This is a genomic window from Caulobacter sp. GW821-FHT11E11 (genome assembly GCF_058808315.1).
Map to the genome: position 1 here is coordinate 193,209 of NZ_JBXARO010000005.1, position 17,175 is coordinate 210,383.

16 protein-coding genes and 1 pseudogene are annotated in these 17,175 nt (G+C 69.7%); 15 read left to right on the plus strand and 2 right to left on the minus strand.

Annotated elements, in window-relative coordinates; all coding sequences use genetic code 11:
• Positions 1–9: 9 nt before the first annotated feature.
• Positions 10–180, plus strand: a pseudogene (locus tag AC1RR5_RS14150) (hypothetical protein); the annotation flags it as partial.
• Here the strand turns inward: AC1RR5_RS14150 and AC1RR5_RS14155 are convergent.
• Positions 143–2,356, minus strand: a complete 2,214-nt coding sequence (locus AC1RR5_RS14155) for a methyl-accepting chemotaxis protein (RefSeq protein WP_492922278.1) — start codon at positions 2,354–2,356, stop codon at positions 143–145. The pseudogene AC1RR5_RS14150 and the gene AC1RR5_RS14155 sit on opposite strands and share 38 nt — an antisense overlap.
• A 105-nt stretch (positions 2,357–2,461) precedes the next feature.
• On the opposite strand from AC1RR5_RS14155, the gene AC1RR5_RS14160 reads away from it, so the two are divergent.
• From AC1RR5_RS14160 to AC1RR5_RS14220, 13 genes are all read left to right on the plus strand, one after another.
• Positions 2,462–3,124, plus strand: a complete 663-nt coding sequence (locus tag AC1RR5_RS14160; RefSeq protein WP_492922279.1) for a glutathione S-transferase family protein — start codon at positions 2,462–2,464, stop codon at positions 3,122–3,124.
• Between the two features lie 80 nt (positions 3,125–3,204).
• Positions 3,205–4,479, plus strand: a complete 1,275-nt coding sequence (locus tag AC1RR5_RS14165) for an alginate export family protein (RefSeq protein WP_492922280.1) — start codon at positions 3,205–3,207, stop codon at positions 4,477–4,479.
• Positions 4,480–4,573: 94 nt separating this feature from the next.
• Positions 4,574–4,999 (plus strand): VOC family protein, encoded by a 426-nt coding sequence (locus AC1RR5_RS14170; RefSeq protein WP_492922281.1) that lies wholly within the window; start codon positions 4,574–4,576, stop codon positions 4,997–4,999.
• An 87-nt stretch (positions 5,000–5,086) separates the two neighbouring features.
• Positions 5,087–5,488: a Dabb family protein gene (locus tag AC1RR5_RS14175; protein WP_492922282.1), complete on the plus strand. Its 402-nt coding sequence runs from the start codon at positions 5,087–5,089 to the stop codon at positions 5,486–5,488.
• 118 nt (positions 5,489–5,606) lie between these two features.
• A complete protein-coding gene (locus AC1RR5_RS14180; protein ID WP_492922283.1) occupies positions 5,607–5,960 on the plus strand; it encodes a hypothetical protein in 354 nt (117 codons plus the stop codon).
• A complete protein-coding gene (locus AC1RR5_RS14185; RefSeq protein ID WP_492922284.1) occupies positions 5,957–7,561 on the plus strand; it encodes a methyl-accepting chemotaxis protein in 1,605 nt (534 codons plus the stop codon). The genes AC1RR5_RS14180 and AC1RR5_RS14185 overlap by 4 nt, the downstream gene beginning before the upstream one ends.
• Before the next feature lie 122 nt (positions 7,562–7,683).
• Positions 7,684–8,157 carry a transcription elongation factor GreA gene (gene greA / locus AC1RR5_RS14190; protein WP_492922285.1) on the plus strand — a complete coding sequence of 158 codons (474 nt, stop codon included), beginning with the start codon at positions 7,684–7,686 and terminating at the stop codon, positions 8,155–8,157.
• Positions 8,158–8,251: 94 nt separating this feature from the next.
• The gene (locus tag AC1RR5_RS14195; RefSeq protein WP_492922286.1) at positions 8,252–9,388 is read left to right on the plus strand and encodes a mitochondrial fission ELM1 family protein; all 1,137 of its coding nucleotides are present in this window, start codon (positions 8,252–8,254) and stop codon (positions 9,386–9,388) included.
• A gap of 365 nt (positions 9,389–9,753) precedes the next feature.
• A complete protein-coding gene (locus AC1RR5_RS14200; protein ID WP_492922652.1) occupies positions 9,754–10,467 on the plus strand; it encodes a cytidylyltransferase domain-containing protein in 714 nt (237 codons plus the stop codon).
• The gene (gene pseG, locus AC1RR5_RS14205) at positions 10,464–11,456 is read left to right on the plus strand and encodes a UDP-2,4-diacetamido-2,4,6-trideoxy-beta-L-altropyranose hydrolase (protein WP_492922287.1); all 993 of its coding nucleotides are present in this window, start codon (positions 10,464–10,466) and stop codon (positions 11,454–11,456) included. The genes AC1RR5_RS14200 and pseG overlap by 4 nt, the downstream gene beginning before the upstream one ends.
• A gap of 56 nt (positions 11,457–11,512) precedes the next feature.
• Positions 11,513–12,160, plus strand: coding sequence for a class I SAM-dependent methyltransferase (locus tag AC1RR5_RS14210; protein ID WP_492922288.1), 648 nt, complete (start codon positions 11,513–11,515; stop codon positions 12,158–12,160).
• The gene (locus AC1RR5_RS14215; RefSeq protein WP_492922289.1) at positions 12,157–13,425 is read left to right on the plus strand and encodes an NAD(P)/FAD-dependent oxidoreductase; all 1,269 of its coding nucleotides are present in this window, start codon (positions 12,157–12,159) and stop codon (positions 13,423–13,425) included. Before AC1RR5_RS14210 ends, AC1RR5_RS14215 begins: the two co-directional genes overlap by 4 nt.
• A complete protein-coding gene (locus tag AC1RR5_RS14220) occupies positions 13,422–14,129 on the plus strand; it encodes a WbqC family protein (RefSeq protein WP_492922290.1) in 708 nt (235 codons plus the stop codon). Before AC1RR5_RS14215 ends, AC1RR5_RS14220 begins: the two co-directional genes overlap by 4 nt.
• On the opposite strand, the gene AC1RR5_RS14225 is transcribed toward AC1RR5_RS14220, so the two are convergent.
• Entirely contained in the window at positions 14,126–15,583 is a 1,458-nt protein-coding gene (locus AC1RR5_RS14225) for an alpha/beta hydrolase (protein WP_492922291.1), read from the minus strand. The two genes, AC1RR5_RS14220 and AC1RR5_RS14225, sit on opposite strands and share 4 nt — an antisense overlap.
• A 123-nt stretch (positions 15,584–15,706) precedes the next feature.
• Between AC1RR5_RS14225 and AC1RR5_RS14230 the strand changes: the two genes are divergently transcribed.
• Positions 15,707–17,125 carry a LytR/AlgR family response regulator transcription factor gene (locus AC1RR5_RS14230; RefSeq protein WP_492922292.1) on the plus strand — a complete coding sequence of 473 codons (1,419 nt, stop codon included), beginning with the start codon at positions 15,707–15,709 and terminating at the stop codon, positions 17,123–17,125.
• The last annotated feature ends 50 nt before the right edge of the window (positions 17,126–17,175 follow it).

A 17,175-nucleotide genomic window follows, 5' to 3' on the forward strand; every position in this document is an offset into this window, starting at 1 on the left:
CCGCAGAGCGCCCCCTCCGTCACGTCGCCTATCGGCGCCGCGCCACCTCCCCCGCAAGCGGGGCAGGAAAGAACAGCTTCCTCCTCCCATGCGAAGCGGGGGAGGTGGATCGCTGCGGATACGCAGCGAGACGGAGGGGGCGCTAAGCCGCCGCCCTACGCACCGAACGCCCCAACCTGAACCGCCCCACCAGCTCCATCAGCCGTGCGCCCTCCCCGGCCAGCGCTTGGTCGGCCACCCGGGCGTTCTCGACCATCGCCAGGTTCTCCTGGGTAAACCGCTCGATCGCCGCCACCTCGCCGTTCACCGCCGACAGGTCCTGGGCCTGCTCGCGCACCGACGAGGCGATCCGGGTCGCCGCCGCGTCGATGCCGGCCATCCGCCCGGCCACGCCGTGCAGCGCGGCACCGGTGCGTTCGACCTGCGCGACACCCGCCTCGACGCGGACGTTGGACTGACCGATCAGAGTCTTGATCTGCTTGGCCGAGTCCGCCGAGCGCTGGGCCAAGGCCCGGACTTCCTGCGCCACCACCGCGAAACCACGGCCAGCCTCGCCTGCCCGCGCGGCCTCCACCCCGGCGTTCAACGCCAGCAGGTTGGTCTGGAAAGCGATCTCGTCGATCAGGCCGACGATGTCGCCGATCTGGCGCGAGGAGGCGTCGATCTCGCCCATGGTGCGGGCGGATTCGCTGACCAGGGTCCCGCCCTGATCGGCTTCGCTGCGGGCCGAGGCGACCAGGCGGCGGGTCTCGTCGGCGCCGCCGGCGACCTCGCCCATGGCGCTGGTGACACCGTTCAGCGAGCCGGCGGCGCGTTCCAGGCCCTGGGCCTGACGCTCGGTGCGGCGGGCCAGTTCGGTGGAGGATTGCGAGAGCGTGTCGCTGGCCGCGCCGATGGCGTCGGCGGCTTCCGCGATCTCGCCGATGGCCTGTTCCAGGCTCTGGACAGCGGTATTGAAGTCGGCGCGCAGCGGCTCGTAGACGTCGGCGAATGGGCCGGGGATACGGCGGGACAGGTCGCCCTCGGCCACGGCGGCCAGGGCCTCGCCCACCTGGCGGACCACGGCGGTCTGCTCGTCGATGGACAGGCTCAGGGCGGCGGCGCGATCGCGGTCGGCGTCGGCGGCGGCGCGCAGGGCTTCCTGCTGGTCGCGCAGGGCCTGGGCCCGCGCCAGCTCGGCGCGCAGGGTCTCCAGCGAGCGGGCGATCGAGCCGATCTCGTCGGCGCGTTCCAACTCGGCGACCGGCTGGTCGTAGCGGTGCTCGGCCATCCCCCGCACGGTGTCGCGCAGGGACAGCAGCGGGCGAGCGATCAGCTTGCGCGAGGTCACGGCCAGCACGCCCAGCGCCGCCAGCAGCAGCACCAGACCGCCGATCGCCAGGCCCAGGGCCAGTTGGCGCGCCGGGGCCAGCAGGGCCTCCTCGGTGACGTCGACCACCACCGCCCAGGTCGCGCCCGAAGCCAAACCCACCGGGGCGACCAGGCGCTCGGCGCGCTTGTCGCCGATCTTGACGCCCGAGATCACGGTCGGACCACCGCCGGCGATCACCGCCTTGACCGCATCCAGGCCCGGATCGGCATAGGCCTTCATACGCAGCGCCGCGTCCGGGTGCGAGACCCACAGGCCGCCGGGCGAGACCAGCATGGCGCGGCCGCCGTCGAAGGGTTTCAGCGCGTTCAGGCGGCCGGCGATGTCGTCGAGCGCCAGGTCGGCGCCCATGACGCCGACCGTCTTGCCGTCGGCGATCACCGGATAGGTGATCGAGGTCATGAGCACATATTTGGTCTGGCCGCCGTCGGTGATGTTGTCGCGATAAGGCTCCAGGATCGCCGGCTTGCCGCTGTCGTAGCTGGTCTTGAAGAAGTCCTCGCCGAACTCGGTGTCCTCGCCTTGCTCGGCCGCCAGCGTATCGCCGCTGCGCACCCAATAGCCGATGAAGCGCCCCTGGGCCGTCGAGCCCAGGTCGGCGCGATTGGCGAAGGCTGCGTCGTCGCCCAGCGTACCGGGCGCGAACATCAGCCAGCCGCCCAGCATGGTCTTCGACGCGTTCGAGATCGGCTTCAGCTGCGCCAGATACTGGGCGCGGTCGCGCTGGCCGGAGGCGTAGGACGCCGCGAACAGCCCGGCCGAGGCGCGGACCACCGCGTCGGCGTCATCGAGGTCGTTCTTGATCTCTTGTCCGGTCTGGGCGGTCACCGTGGCGGCGTAGCGCTCGGCCAGGCCACGCATGGCCTTGCCGCTCTGCCAGGTGATCAGCAGGGATCCGGCAATCAACAGCGCGCCCAACGCGGCGCCGCCCGCCGTCATCAGCTTTCCAGCCAATGACAGCCGTTTAAACGCTCCGGTCATCCCCAAACCCCGACTCTACTAAGTCGGGAAGTCAACGCGGTAAACCTTGCCGAACCTTGAACGAGTGATCATCGTTCATGCGACAAGATATCCATATTGGGGAACGTCCGAATGATCGTGGTCCACCACCTCAACAATTCGCGCAGCCAGCGCGTGCTCTGGCTGCTCGAGGAGCTGGGCCTGCCCTACGAGATCAAGCGCTACCAGCGCGACGCCGCCACCATGCTGGCCCCGCCCGAGCTGAAGGCCATCCATCCGCTGGGCAAGTCGCCGGTCATTACCGACGGCGACAAGGTCATCGCCGAGACCGGCGCGATCGTGGAGTACATCCTGGAGACCTACGGCCAGGGCCGACTGATCCCCGCGCCCGGCACACCCGAACGCCTGCGCCATACCTACTGGCTGCACTATGCCGAGGGCTCGGCCATGACGCCGCTGCTGCTGAAGCTGGTCTTCACCGCCCTGCCCGCTCGCGCGCCGGGCCTGCTGAAGGGCTTGGTCAAGGCCATCGCCGGCAAGGCCCAGACCGGCTTCGTCGACCCGCAGCTGAAGTCGCACATCGACTACTGGGAGGCCGAGCTCTCCAAGTCGCCGTGGTTCGCCGGGAGCGAACTGACCGGCGCCGACATCATGATGAGCTTCCCGCTGGAGGCCGGCATCGCCCGAGGCGGCGCCGCCTCGCGTCCGCACGTGAAGGCGTTCGTCGACAAGATCCACGCCCGCCCCGCCTACCAGCGCGCCCTCGAGCGTGGCGGGCCGTACGACTACGCGTGATTGTGACAAAGTATTGCTGAAGTCCGGCGCCAGGTTTCTCTTGGCGATGTGCTTAACCTTTGTGGCCCAATACCCGGACCATGAAGACATCGTTACTCGCTTGCGCGGCCCTGTTCGGGATCGCGATCGGGGAGGCCACGGCCGCCGACGCCACGGCCCTTGACGCCCTCAAGGCTGGCCATCCGATCCTGGAGGTCCGCTCGCGCTATGAGCATTGGGACCAGACCAAGACCCGGACCCTGACCGAAAACGGCCAGGCCCTGACCGTGCGCGCCCGCTACGGCTGGGAGACCGCCGAGTACAAGACGTTGAAGGGCCTGGTCGACGTCGAGACCGTCCACTGGTTGGGCCCGCAGCGCTTCGCGATCACCAATAACGGCGGCCCGCCGCTGAACGGCGCCGACAAGGTCCGCTATCCGGTGATCAATGACCCGGAAGGCACGGAGCTCAACCGTCTGCAGTTGACTTGGACGCCCAGCAAGGCCGCCCAGTTCACCGTCGGCCGCCAGCGCATCCAGCTGGACGACCAGCGCTTCGTCGGGGCCGCGCCCTGGCGGATGGACGAGCAGACCTTCGACGCCGTCCGCGCGGACGTCTCGCGCGGCCGGTTCAAGGCGACCTACGCCTATGTGACCAAGGTCAACCGCACCTTGGCGCAGATCGCCGACTGGGACAGCGACAGCCACTTCCTGAACGCCGGCTGGACCTTCTCGGACGCCGTGCGGGTGCAGGGTTTAGTCTACGCCTTCGACTTCCGCCAAGCCCCGGCCAGCAGTTCGATCAGCAAGGGCGCGCGGGTCTCGGGCAGGCACAAGCTGGGCCCCTACGCCCTGACCTACAGCGCCACCTATGCGCGTCAGAATGACTGGCGCGGCAACACCGCCCCGTTCGAACTCGACTTCTTCGGCGCCGACCTCTCGGCCGCGCGCGGCATCTACACCGTGCGCCTGGGCTATGACGCCCTGGAAGGCGATGGCGTGCGCGGCTTCGGCTCGGCGATCGGCGCGGCCCACGGGGTCAATGGCTGGGCCGACGCCTGGGCCAGCGCCGGCGGCATCAAGAACTTCACCGACGGCCTACAGGACGCCAACATCACCGTCACCGTGAAGCCCAAGCATCGCTGGCTGCCGAAGAAGAGCGAGCTGATGGCCCGCTATCACGACTTCGACGACGACCGTACCGGCGCGGACCTGGGCCGCGAGTGGAACCTCAGCTGGATCGCGCCGATCACGCCGAAGATGACGATGCAGTGGAAGTACGCCGACTTCGACCGCGCCAACGCCGTGCCGGTCGGAACGCTCTCCCCGCCGGCCTCGCGGACCAAGTGGTGGCTGATCCTCGAGTACAAGCTCTAGGTCCGAGGGGCCTGCTGACAACTTCGGGCGGTCGTGCGTGTGAAAATGTCGCCGATCTCGACTAACGTCAGGGAAACCCAAGGGAGATACGCCTATGAAGATCGTCACCAGCCTGAGCTTCCAGGGCGAGTGCCGCGCCGCGTTCGACTTCTACGCCCAGGTGCTGGGCGGCAAGGTCACCGCCGCCTTCCCGTTCGGCGAAGGCCCCGCCGACATGCCGGTCGACCCCAAGTACAAGGACTGGCTGATGCACGCCTGGCTGGACGTCGGCGACCAGTCGATCATGGGCGCGGACATGCCGCCCGAATTCGCGCCGAACATCGACAAGCCCAAGAACGGCTTCGACGTCACCTACCACACCGACGACCCGGCCGAGGCCAAGCGGGTGTTCGACGCCCTGTCCGAAGGCGGCAAGGTCGGCATGGACTTCGCCGCCACCTTCTGGTCGCCCGGCTACGGCAGCTTCACCGACAAGTTCGGCATCCCGTGGATGATCAACACCGTGCCCAAGCAGGGCTGACCTACGACCTTCCAAGAGTTGTGATCGCGGCGCGCCGACGGTAGCCCTTGAGGAGCGCCGCCGGCGCCTTGCCGAAGGATCCTTCCCATGCTCGATCGCCGCGTCCTGATGTCCGCCGGCCTGATGTCTTCGAGTCTGGCGGCGATGGCCACCTCCGCGGTCGCCGCCGAACCCGCGAGCGCCCCGATGATCCACCACGTCTTCTTCTGGCTGAAAAATCCTGGCTCGAAGACTGATCGCGACGCGCTGATCGCCGGCCTGGAGACCTTGAAGGCCATCGAGGTCGTCCAGCAGCTGCACATCGGCGTCCCGGCCTCGACCGAGAAGCGCGAGGTCGTCGACAACAGCTACGACGTCTCCGAGCTGATGTTCTTCAACAGCATCGCGGACCAGAAGCTGTACCAGGACCACCCGCTGCACCTGAAATTCGTCAAGGACTGCGCGCACCTGTGGGCCAAGGTCGTGGTCTACGACTCCGTCGCGCCCTAGGGCCGCACTGCGGCCAAGCGTCGCCCAGGCGACCATCTTAAGGCTTCGCAAACCACGTTTGGGGCATGGATCTCGTGCGCCCGCACCTTGTCTCGAGGGCGCGCAGGAGATCCGCGCCTTGACGACCCCGACCCCAGCGACGCGCCGTTTCGCCGCCGTCGCGGGCCCGGTCGCCCTGGCCACTCTCGGCGTTTTTCTCAGCCTGTTCGCGGCCGTCGCGGTCGACGCCCAGCCCCGGACGCCGGGACGGGTGGCGGCGGTGTTCCCGCCGTGGTGGAGCCCTGCCCAGGTGATCGGCGCGGCCGGATCGGCCGGCGACATCGCCGGGGCCGGCGGCGCGTCGTTCATTGTCATTCTACGCGGTGATCCCACCGATCTTTCGCAGCGCGCCCGCGACGCCGGCGCGCTCCTCCTGCTCGATCCCGCCCTCGCCGGCGCCTGCGCCCCGATCTCGGAACCCGTCACGCCATGAAGCTCTCGTTCTCGAACCTCGACGCCCAACGCACACTGGGCGGCAAGCTGATCATCGTCCTGGCCTGGGCCATGATCCCGGTGGTGCTGGTCGCCCGCCTGGCGGTGCACGAGGCCGTCGCCGGCCTGGCCGTCGCCTCGGCGCTGACGGCGGCCGGCGCGACCCTGGCCTGGCGCTTCGGTGGCGAGACCACGGGCGGCCGCTCGCTGGTCGGCGTGGCCTTGATGGCGCAGGTCTCGCTGCTGGTCGCGGCCCTGGGCGGCCACGGCTGGCAGGCCGACATGCACATGGCCTATTTCGCCGCCCTGGCCCTGCTGGTGGTCTATTGCGATTGGGTCGTCATCGCCGCCGCCGCCGCGACTGTCGCGGTGCACCACCTGGGCCTGTCCTACCTGCTGCCCAGCGCCGTGTTCCCCGGCTCGGCCAGCCTGGGTCGGGTGATCGTCCACGCCGTCATCCTGATCGTCGAGGCCGGCGCCCTGATCGCCGTCACCGCCAGCGTCAACTCGATGTTCGCCGTCGCCTCCCGGGCCCGCGCCAAGGCCGAGGACGCCGTCGGCGAGGCCCGCGCCGCCAATGACGCGGCCGAGGACGCCCGCCGCTCCGAGGAAGAGAGCCGCGCGGTCAACACCGCCGCTCGCGAGCGGGCCGAGGGCCAGCGCGACGCGGCCATCGCCGCGCTTGGCCAAGCGCTGGCTCACCTGGCGCGCGGCGACCTGACGGCGCGCCTCGACCAGCGCTTCGCCGAGGCCTACGAGCCCCTGCGCGGCGACTACAACACCGCCGCCGGCAAGCTGGCCGACGCCCTGTCGGTGATCGAGGGCCGGGTCGACGGCCTGCGGGCCGGCTCGGACCAGATCGCCGACGCCTCGGTCAGCCTCTCGCGCCGCACCGAGCGCCAGGCCGCCACCCTGGAAGAGACCGCCGCGGCCATGGAGGAGATCACCGCCACGGTCGCCCAGACCGCCTCGGGGGCCAAGAAGGCCGCAGGCGTGGTGGCCCGCGCCCGCGACGACATCCGCCGCTCGGGCGAGGTGGTGCAGCAGGCCGTCACCGCCATGACCGCCATCGAGGGCTCCTCGCAGCAGATCACCAACATCATCTCGGTGATCGACGAGATCGCCTTCCAGACCAACCTCCTGGCCCTCAACGCCGGCGTCGAGGCCGCCCGCGCCGGCGACAGCGGCAAGGGCTTCGCCGTCGTCGCCCAGGAGGTCCGGGCCCTGGCCCAGCGTTCAGCGGAAGCGGCCAAGGAGATCAAGACCCTGATCTCGACCTCGACCCACCAGGTCGAGGAAGGCGTGGGCCTGGTCGGGCGCACCGGCGAGGCGCTGGAGCGGATCGTCTCGCAGATCGCCGAGATCGACGGCCTGGTCAGCGAGATCGCCGCTTCCGCGCAAAGCCAGGCCCATGGTCTGACCCAGGTGAACACCGCCGTGAACCAGATGGACCAGGTGCTGCAGGAGAATGCCGGCATGGTCGAACAGACCTCGGTCGCCACCCAGACCCTCAACAGCGACGCGGCCCTGCTGGCCGACCTGGTGGGCCAGTTCGAGCTGCCGGGCGACCAGGTCCCGCAACCGGTTCGCCGCCGGGCCTGATGCCGTAAGGTCTGGCTCGACCCCTTGCGTATCCAGAACGGGGCGCCTATCCTCCCAGCCCCCGGTTGTGAGCGCCCGCGACCGAAGTCTTTCCTCCCAAGGCGTCCGAGCTAAAATCCGCAATGGAAAAAGTGCCGATGACCGTCGTGGGGTATCAAACCCTCGACGAAGAACTGAAGCGTTTGAAGACCATCGAACGTCCGTCGGTGATCGCGGCGATCGCCGAGGCGCGTTCGCACGGCGACCTGTCGGAGAACGCCGAGTACCATGCCGCCAAGGAGCGTCAGGGCTGGATCGAAGGCCAGATCGCCGAGCACGAGGACAAGATCGCCCGCGCCCAGGTGATCGACGTGTCGAAACTGTCGGGCAAGCAGATCAAGTTCGGGGCGACCGTGTCGGTGATCGACGAGGACACCGAGGACGAGGCCCGCTACCAGATCGTGGGCGAGCATGAGGCCGACGTGAAGTCGGGCCGCATCTCGGTCTCGTCGCCGCTGTCGCGCGCGATGATCGGCAAGGAAGTCGGCGAGGTGGTCGAGGTCAACACCCCCGGCGGCACCAAGGCGTACGAGATCACCAAGGTGGAGTGGCTGTAGGCGCTCGCCGCCGCAGCTACGCCATATTGCGAGTTCAATGGAACGAGGCCGCTTACGCAAAGCGGCCTCGTTTCGTTTGCGGGAACCACGCGTCGTGACCGAAACCCCCAAGCGTCCCCTTCCCTTGAAGGTGTGGGCCGTTTCCGACGGCCGCGCCGGCATCGAGGCCCAGGTGGTGGGCCTGTCGGAGGCGCTCGCGCGCCTGGTCCCCTGCGAGGTGACGGTCAAGCGCGTGGGCTGGACGGGCCGTATCGGCCGCCTGCCCTGGTGGCTGAACCTCTTGCCCAAGCGCTGGCTGACGCCCGAAAGCGGCATCCCGACGGGCAAAGACGCCGAGTGGCCTGATGTCTGGGTCGCCGCCGGCCGCGCCACCCTGCCGCTGTCGATCCGCGCCAAGCGCTGGTCGGGCGGCAAGACCCATGTGGTGCAGATCCAGGATCCGCGCGTCCCGGCCCACATGTTCGACCTCGTCATCCCGCCCAAGCACGACAGGCTGACCGGCGACAACGTGCTGCCGATCACCGGCTCGCCGCACCGCGTGACGCCCCAGAAGCTCGAGGCCGAGTACGCGGCGTTCAAGGACCTCATCGATCCCCTGCCCCACCCGCGCGTGGCGGTGCTGGTCGGCGGCAAGTCCAAGGCCTTCGACCTGCCCAGCGAGCGGGCGGCGCAGATCGCCCACTCGATCCAGATCCCACTGGAGCAGGACGGCGGCAGCCTGCTGATGACCTTCTCTCGGCGCACGCCCGACCCGGCCCGCGCCCTGATGGCCGCGCGCCTGCGCCATCTGCCGGGCATGGTCTGGAACGGCGAGGGGCCGAACCCGTATTTCGCCTTCCTGGCGGCGGCCGACTACATCCTCGTCACCGAGGACTCGACCAACATGGCCACCGAAGCCGCCTCGACCGGCAAGCCGGTGTTCGTGCTGAAGCTGGACGGCCACAGCCTGAAGTTCCGCCTGTTCCACCAGGAACTGGAAAGCATGGGCGCGGCCCGGCCTTACGGCGGCGCGTTCCACGGCTGGACCTATGAGCCGGTCGACGAGACCGACCGCGCGGCGCGGGAAGTGCTGGCGCGCATCGGGGTGGAGATCCCGGAGCCGGTGGTTGAAGCGCCGGTCGAGGAGGCGCCGAAGCCGGCGCGCAAGCCTCGCGTAAAGAAGGTTGAGGCCGTGTCGGAGGCGCCCGCGCCGAAGCCCCGGAAGCCCCGGGCGGTCAAGCCGAAAGCCTGATTTTTGTCGTTGCGGACGCGCGAATGTTCGCGTTATGTTCCCGGCATGGCTGAGCCCCGAGCGCCTGTTCCAATCAGCAAAGCGGCCCGCAACGAGCGGCGCAAGGCGGCCGCGACAACCTGCAACGCCCTGTCGGTAGCCTTGTTCATTTCAGCGGGCCTTCAACCGCTCATGGCCGATCGCCTCGGCTTGCCCAGCGTCGTCATCGTCGGGGCCATCGTCGTTGCCCTGCAAGTCGTTCTCCACTACATTTTGAGGCAGTTGGAGGACTAGATGGACCCTCTCGTTCAGTTCGCCTTGATGACCTTGGTGTTCGCCGCTGCGGTGATCCTGGTCTTCTGGCTCTCCATGCGAAGCGACCGCCGCTGATCCTCGCCATCCTCCAGGCCCGCATGAGCTCCACCCGGTTGCCGGGCAAGGTGTTGATGCCGATCGTGCGCCAGCCGATGATCGTGCGGCAGATCGAGCGCGTGGCCCGCTCGCGCCATATCGACAAGCTGGTCGTGGCTACGTCCGACCGTCCCGAGGACGACGCCATCGAGGCCGCCGTGCGCCGCGAAGGGATCGCCGTGTTCCGAGGCTCGCTGGACAATGTCCAGCAGCGGTTCATCGGCGCGCTGGACGCCCATCCGGCCGACCACGTCGTGCGCCTGACCGCCGACTGCCCGCTGGCCGATCCGGACCTGATCGACGCCACCATCGCGCTGTGCCTGTCCAGGAACGCCGACTATGTCAGCAACACCCCCGAGGGCCACGCTCACCCCAAGGGCACCGACGTCGAGGTCATGACCGCCGCCGCCCTGCGCCAAGCCGCCGCCGAGGCGACGACGCAAGAGGCGCGCGAGCACGTCACCTGGGACCTCTACCGATCCGGCCGGTTTGAGTGCGCCTGGCTGCCGTGCTTCCCCGACCAGGGCGCGGTGCGCTGGACCGTCGACCGGCCCGACGACTACGCCTTCGTGGCGGCGGTCTATGACGCGCTCTACGAAAAGAACCGCGCCTTCACCTCGGACGATGTGCGCGCCTTCGTGAAGAGCCGCCCGGACCTGGCCGACTACGGCGGCGATCCGCGGGTATGACGCGGATCCTGTTCGTCTGCGCGGCCGGGCCCAGCGTTGGCGGCGGCCATGTGATGCGGTCCCTGACCCTGGCGCGCGCGCTTGAGGCGCGCGGCGCGGCCTGCGCGTTCTGGGTGACGCCGGACGTCGCCCATGTGATGGACGCCTTCGGCCCTGACATGGCCCGCGTCCACGACGACGAGGGCTTCGACGCCCTGGTCTTCGACAGCTACGCCCTCTCCGCCGACGACCACCGCGCGACCGCCAAGGGCCGCACGACCCTGGTCATCGACGATCTGGCCGACCGGCCGCTGGCGGCGGATCTGGTGCTGGACGCGGGTCCGGCGCGGAAGGCCGAGGACTATGCCGGCCTCGTCCCGCCGGACGCCAAGCTGCTGCTGGGCCCGAACTACGCCCCGGTCCGCCCGGCCTTCGCCGATCTGCGCGACGACGCCCTGGCTCGCCGCGCGGAGCGTGGACCCGTCGAACGGGTCTTGGTCTCGCTGGGCCTGACGGACGTGGGCGGCATCACCGGCCGTGTGACGCGCCTGCTGCAGCCGATCCTGGGCGAGGCCAGGCTGGACCTCGTCCTGGGCGGCGGCGCGCCCAGCCTGCCGGACCTGTGGGCCCTCGCCGCTGACGATCCGCGCCTGGAGCTGCACATCGACACCCAGCACATGCCGCAGCTGGTGGTCGACGCGGATCTGGCCATCGGGGCCGGCGGCTCGACGACCTGGGAGCGCTGCGTCCTGGCCCTGCCCGCCCTGACCCTGATCCTAGCCGACAACCAGATCGCCGCCGCGCGGGCGTTGGAGGCGGCCGGCGTGACGCCGTGCCTGGACGTCGCCGCGGCGGACTTCGAGGCGGCGTTTGTCCGCGAGGTTGAGGGGTTGTTGGCCAGTTCCGACCGCCGCGCCGAGCTTTCAACGGCGAGCGCGACGGTGTGCGACGGCAAGGGCGCGGACCGGGTGGCCGAGGCGTTTCTGAGCCTGCGACAACTTGGCCGCTAATCGATAATCATCGTTAACAAGTTATTCGCTGCTTCGGCCGGATTCTCACCGCCACCATGCGCGCCCTGCCCGACATCCGCGGTCTCAAGTTTCCGGACGAGTTCGTCGTCCGGCATTTCTTCAAGCGCGGCCTGCACCGTCGCACCGGCCGCGTCGTCGAGCTGGGCGGCGGCACGGGCAACAATCTGTCGCTCTATGCGACCTATGGCTGGGGCCTGACCTGCGTCGACTATTCGGCCGCCGCCCTCGAGGACTGCCGCTGGAACCTGGGCGATGACGTCACCCTGATCGAGGCCGACCTGTCCAAGGGCCTACCGGACCTGGGCGAGACGCCGATCGACGTGCTGCTGATCCCGAACCTGCTCTGCTACCTGACGGACGCCCAGGCCAAGGCGGTGCTGACCGCCGCGCGCAAGCTGCTGGCCCCCAACGCCGAGGTCTTCGTCCGCACCCGCCTGACCGACGACTATCGTTGCGGCAAGGGCGCGCTTGAGGAGCCGAACGGCTGGCGCCTGGCCACGCCCGAGACCGGCGAGGCGGGCCTGTTCAACCTGTTCTACACCGAGGACGGCCTGGTCGGCCGCCTGGTCGAGGAGCTGGGCCTGACCGATCCCACCGCCCTGAAGGTGTCGTTCGACAACATCCAGGACGGCGTCCGTGTCGCCCCCAACAGCGACCTCGTGGTCTGGGGAGCCGTCGCTTGAGCCAGCGCCTGCGTATCGTCGGCGGCGGCCTGACCGGCATCCTGGCCGCGTTCGAAGCCCACCGCCTGGGCTGGCGCGACATCACGATCCAGGAGCGCTTCGAGGCCCTGGGCGGCGTCGCTCGCCCCAAGATCGTCCATGGCGCCGAGATGCGCGACGGCTGCGTCTATTTCGGCGGGGCCAATAATCTTGGGGGGGGCGATCCGATCGTCGACACCCTGACCGCCCACGGCGCCCAGTTCGAGACCTTCGACAACCGCTTTGGCTCGCTGAGCACCGGCGCCGACGGCAAGCGTGTCTTCACCTGGGACTTCGGCGGCCCGGCCATCGATTGCCCGGCCGGCAAGGTCGCCAAGCCCGCCGACGACAGCCTGGCCGCGCGCCTGGCCGCCTATCCGCCGCAGATCGCCGCCGAGCTGGAGGCCTATGTCCGCTGGCACCTGGATACGGACCCGGCCATCGTCCACGGCGACGCCGCCATCCCGCTGGCCATCAACCGTGTGTTCCCGGCCGCCGCCGACCTGACCGCCCTGGCCAGCGCCAAGGCCACCGATCCGTGGGCGGACGAGCTGTACGCCATCCCGCGCGGCCTGTCGGGCCGCACCGCCAATGTCACCGCCACCCTGCCAGCCGGCGGCTTCGCCAAGCTGTTCGACGGCCTGCACGGCGCGCTGACGCGCCTGGGCGTCAAGGTCGAGCTGAACTGCCTGGTGCCGCCGCGCCAGCTGATGGCGCAGGACGATCAGGACGAGACCATCGTCTGGGCCGCCAATCCGACGCCGCTGTTCAAGCCGCTGGGCCTGTCCACCCCCGCGCTCGTGAAGAAGTGCTTCTTCACCCATGTCTACGCGGTCGAGGACTTCGACGGCCCCTGCCCGGTCTATGTCCAGAACTTCACCGCCCACGGCGCGGCGTTCCGGGCCTATCTGTACGAGAGCAACGGCCAGAAGCTGGTGGTCGCCGAGTGCGTCCGCGAGGCCGACCTCAAGACCCTGCCGACCGAGCTGCGCACTCTGCTGTCGGGCTTCGGGGCGCTGAAGCTGGGAACTCTGGTCCACAGCGACGCCCAGCCGCGCTGGATCTACCACTCGCTGGATGCCATCCAGGGCCTGGCCGCCCTGCGCGGCAAGCTGACGGAACGCTTCGGCGGCCGCTTCATCCCCGGCGCCTGGGAGCCCTACGCCAAGAGCGCCAAGCTGGCCGAGGTCAACGCGGCGCTGGCCGCCGCGCGCGCGACCGCGCCGGCCCTGGCCAAGGCCGGATGAGCCCGCACCACCTGCTCCGGGCGGCGGCGATCATGCAGCCGACCTACCTGCCCTATCTCGGCTATTTCCAGCTGATGGCCGCCAGCTACGTCTTCGTCTTCCTGGACGATGTGCAGTTCGCCCGCCGCTCCTGGCAGTCGCGCAATCGCATCCTGACCGCCCAGGGCGAGCTGATGCTGACCGTGCCCGTCAAGAAGCACGACCGCGACACGCCCATCCACGCCATCGAGATCGACGACAGCCAGCCCTGGCGCGACAAGCACCTGGCCGCCATCCGCCACGCCTATGGCAAGCGACCGTTCTTCGAGGAGGGCTGGGCCTTCGTCTCCGAGCAGCTGGCTCGAGAACGCGACGGCAAGCTCGCCGACCTGACCTGCGGCATGGCCCAGGCCGCCGCCGAAAAGCTCGACATCCAGACCCGCTTCGTCCGCGCCTCGACCCTGAACGCCGGCGGCGCGCGGTCCGAGCATCTGCTGAACCTGTGCCGCGCCGTGGAGGCCGAGGAATATGTCTCGCCGATGGGCTCGGCCGACTACATGGAAGAGGACGGCGTGTTCGTCGACGCCGGCTTCCCCGCGCGGTTCCAGCCCTTCCGGCTGGAAGAATATCCGCAAGGGCCACAGCCCTTCACCCCGTACATGAGCTTCGTCGACGCGCTGATGAACGTCGGCTGGGATGGGATGAAGGGGCTGGTGCGGGCCTAGGCCAGCTTAAACTTCGGCGGCGGCAGGCTCAGCCGCGCATCCGCCACCGCCTCGCCCTTGAAGAACTTCACCAGCATGCCCTGAACGTCGGGATGGGCCTCGAACACGTTGTGGCCGGCGTTCTCGACGATCACCCGCGACTTGCGCCGGAACTGGGCCGCGACCTCGTCCTGCTCGGACATCGGCGTGCGGCCGTCCAGCGTGCCGGCGACCAGCAGGGCCGGATGGTCGATGCGCAGCGGCGTGCGGAAGGTCTCGCCCAGGTCGGCGCCTGGGACCACGCCCAAGAGCTGCGGCATCGGGAAGTTCAGCGCCGAGCCCAGCACGGCGGTCTTGGCCTCGCGCCGCACCAGGGCCAGTCGGTCCGGCGAGATCCCCGACGCCAGGTCCGTGGCCTCGGGCATGCCGGCGATGCCGAGCAGGCCCGCGAACTCCTTCATGAAGGGGCTGAGGACCTCGGGCTTGCCCGCGTCCAACGCCAGATAGAGGCCCGGCAACATGACCAGGGTCTGCGGATTGGCGATCAGCCCGCCCGCCATCAGCTGGATGGCGAAACCGCCCAGTTGCAGCTCGACCGGCGCGCCGTTCAGCGTCGCGGCCATCTTCACGGGCGAGGCCTCCAGCTTGGCGTGCACGCGCCGCATCAGGGCCGGCAGGTCGGGGATCGCCGCGCGGACGGCGGGGTCGGCGGCCAGCAGGCCGTCCACCTGACGCAGCAGGGCGTCGACCGCCGCCGGCCGCTTCACCGTCTGGTCCTGGCCTTCCAGGCTGGCCAAAGCCACGCGGTTCACCCGGTCGCCGTGCCGCTTGAGCATGCTCAGCGCCAGGTGCGTGCCATAGCTGATGCCCCACAGGTCGACCTTCTCCGCCCCCAGATGGCGGCGCAGGTCGTCGATGTCGTCGGCGTTCTGTTCGGTGTTGTAGCCGGTCATGGCCACGCCGGCCTTGGTCCAGTCAGCCCAGGCCTCCTGGAAGTCCTGGCGGAAATAGTCGGTCAGCCCGGCCTCGGTGAACACCGGCGGCGGACGCGTCGAAGCCGGCCGCTCGGGGATAGCGTTGGACAGGCCCGTGCCGCGCTGGTCGAAGGCGATGACGTCGGCCACTTCGCGCAAGGCCATGAAGATCGGAAAGCGCGGCCCGCCCGCCGCCCGGGTCGCCAGGCCGCCGGGCCCGCCAGCCAGGTAGATGATCGGCGGACCGGGCTTGGCCGCCGTCGAGGCGAACCGCACATAGCTCAGCCGGATCTTGCGCGACTTGGGATCGCGGCGATCCTCCGGGACCTCGAAGAAGCCTCGCTCGGCCTCGGTGTCCTGGCCTTGCCAACCCTTGAAACGGAAGGGGCCGGCCTGGGTCGGCGACGGCGTCGACGGGAGCGCCTGGGCCAGGGCCAGGGTCGGAAGGGCGAGGCCGGCGGCGGCGAGCAGGGCGCGGCGATGAAGTGAGGTCTGGGTCATGCCGACAGCTGAGCCGTTCGAGACGCCATCCGCCACGCCGCTTCGGTCAATGGCGCCGTCTGGTCGGTGAATGGCGGCGCATCTCGGCGAGCGGCGCCGTACAGTGACGGCATGTGGCGAACCTTGCTTCTCGGCCTCTTCTTGGCCGCCTTCACGACCCTGGCCCCAACACGAGTCAGGGCCCAGGACATCTCATGGCAGGCCTGCCATGGTGTGGTCGGTTCGGCCGGACCGGTGCTGAGCGACTGCCATCCGGTCCAGGATTTCGTCGATCCTCAAGGCCGTGAGCTGTGGATCCGCGCCAACATCGCCGCCCCGAAGGACACGCGAACCCACGCGCTCTACGTGGCGGGCGTCGCCTCGTCCGAGGCCTGGTTCAACGGCCAGCGCCTGGGCGCCAACGGCCGTCCCGGCGCCACGGCGCGAGACGAGATTCCCGGGCGCTATCAGGCGGTGTTTCCGATCCGCGAGAGCGCCTGGCAGGCGGGCGGGAACACGCTGGTGCTGCGCTTGTCGTCCTTCCACGGCGGCCTGAGCTTCGCGCGTCCGATGAGCGCGCTGTTCGTCCTGCCCTATCCCTATCCGCAACGCACCGCGATGCTGGCCGTCACCTTCGTGGCGGCGGGGACCCTGCTGGCGGCGGCGTTCGGCTTTGGCGTCATCCACGCCATGCGCCGCACCGGGTCCAGCCTGATCCTGGCCGCCATGGCCGGGGTCTCGGCCCTGCAGGCCATCGTCGAGAGCCTGCGGCCGCTGTTCGACTATCCCTATCCCCTGCACGCCTGGCGGATGAGCGCCATCTGGGGGCTGGCGGCGGCCTTCGCGATCCTGCTGGTGGCCTATGTCACGGCGCGGTTCCTGCCCAAGGCGCGCGGCCTGATCATCGGCCTGGCCGTGGGCGCGGTCGGGGCCACGGCCCTGCTGCCGGGCTTCGACATGAAGACGGTGTGGGCGCTGATCCTCGGGGTGGCCCTGGCCGCCGTCCCGGCCGCGGCGGGCGTGCGCCGGCGCGTCCCCGGCGCGCGGCCGACCCTGGCCTGGCTGGCGCTGTTCCTGGTGCTGGCCTTCGGCTTCCCCGAGTGGCTGGCCGACTTCTCCTACTTCCTGCTCGCCACCATGCTGGTGCTGCCGCTGCTGATGGTCGAGGTCGTGCGGCTCTCCCGAGAGGACCGGGGCCGCGAGGCCGCCCTGACCCGCGCCGCCAGCCAGCCCGACCGCCTGACCGTGGCCTCGGCGCGCGGTGTCGAGCTGGCGCCGATCGCCGAGATCCTGGCCGTGGTCGGGGCCGACGACTATGCCGAACTGCGGATGGTCGGCGGCCGCAGCCTGCTGCACGCCGCCCGCCTGGACGGCCTGGCGACCCAGCTGCCGGGCAACTTCCTGCGCGTCCACCGCTCGGTGATCGCCAACCTGGCCCATGTGCAGCGGCTGGAGCGCGACGGCGACCGCTGGCGGCTGCACCTGCGCGAAGGTCCGCCCCTGCCGGTCAGCCGCTCGCGTCAGCCCGCCCTGCGCGAGGCCCTGGATGCCGCCGCCCTCTAGCGAACAGCGTTCACTTGCCCCATCCTCTCCGTCTATTGGGAGGGGCCAAC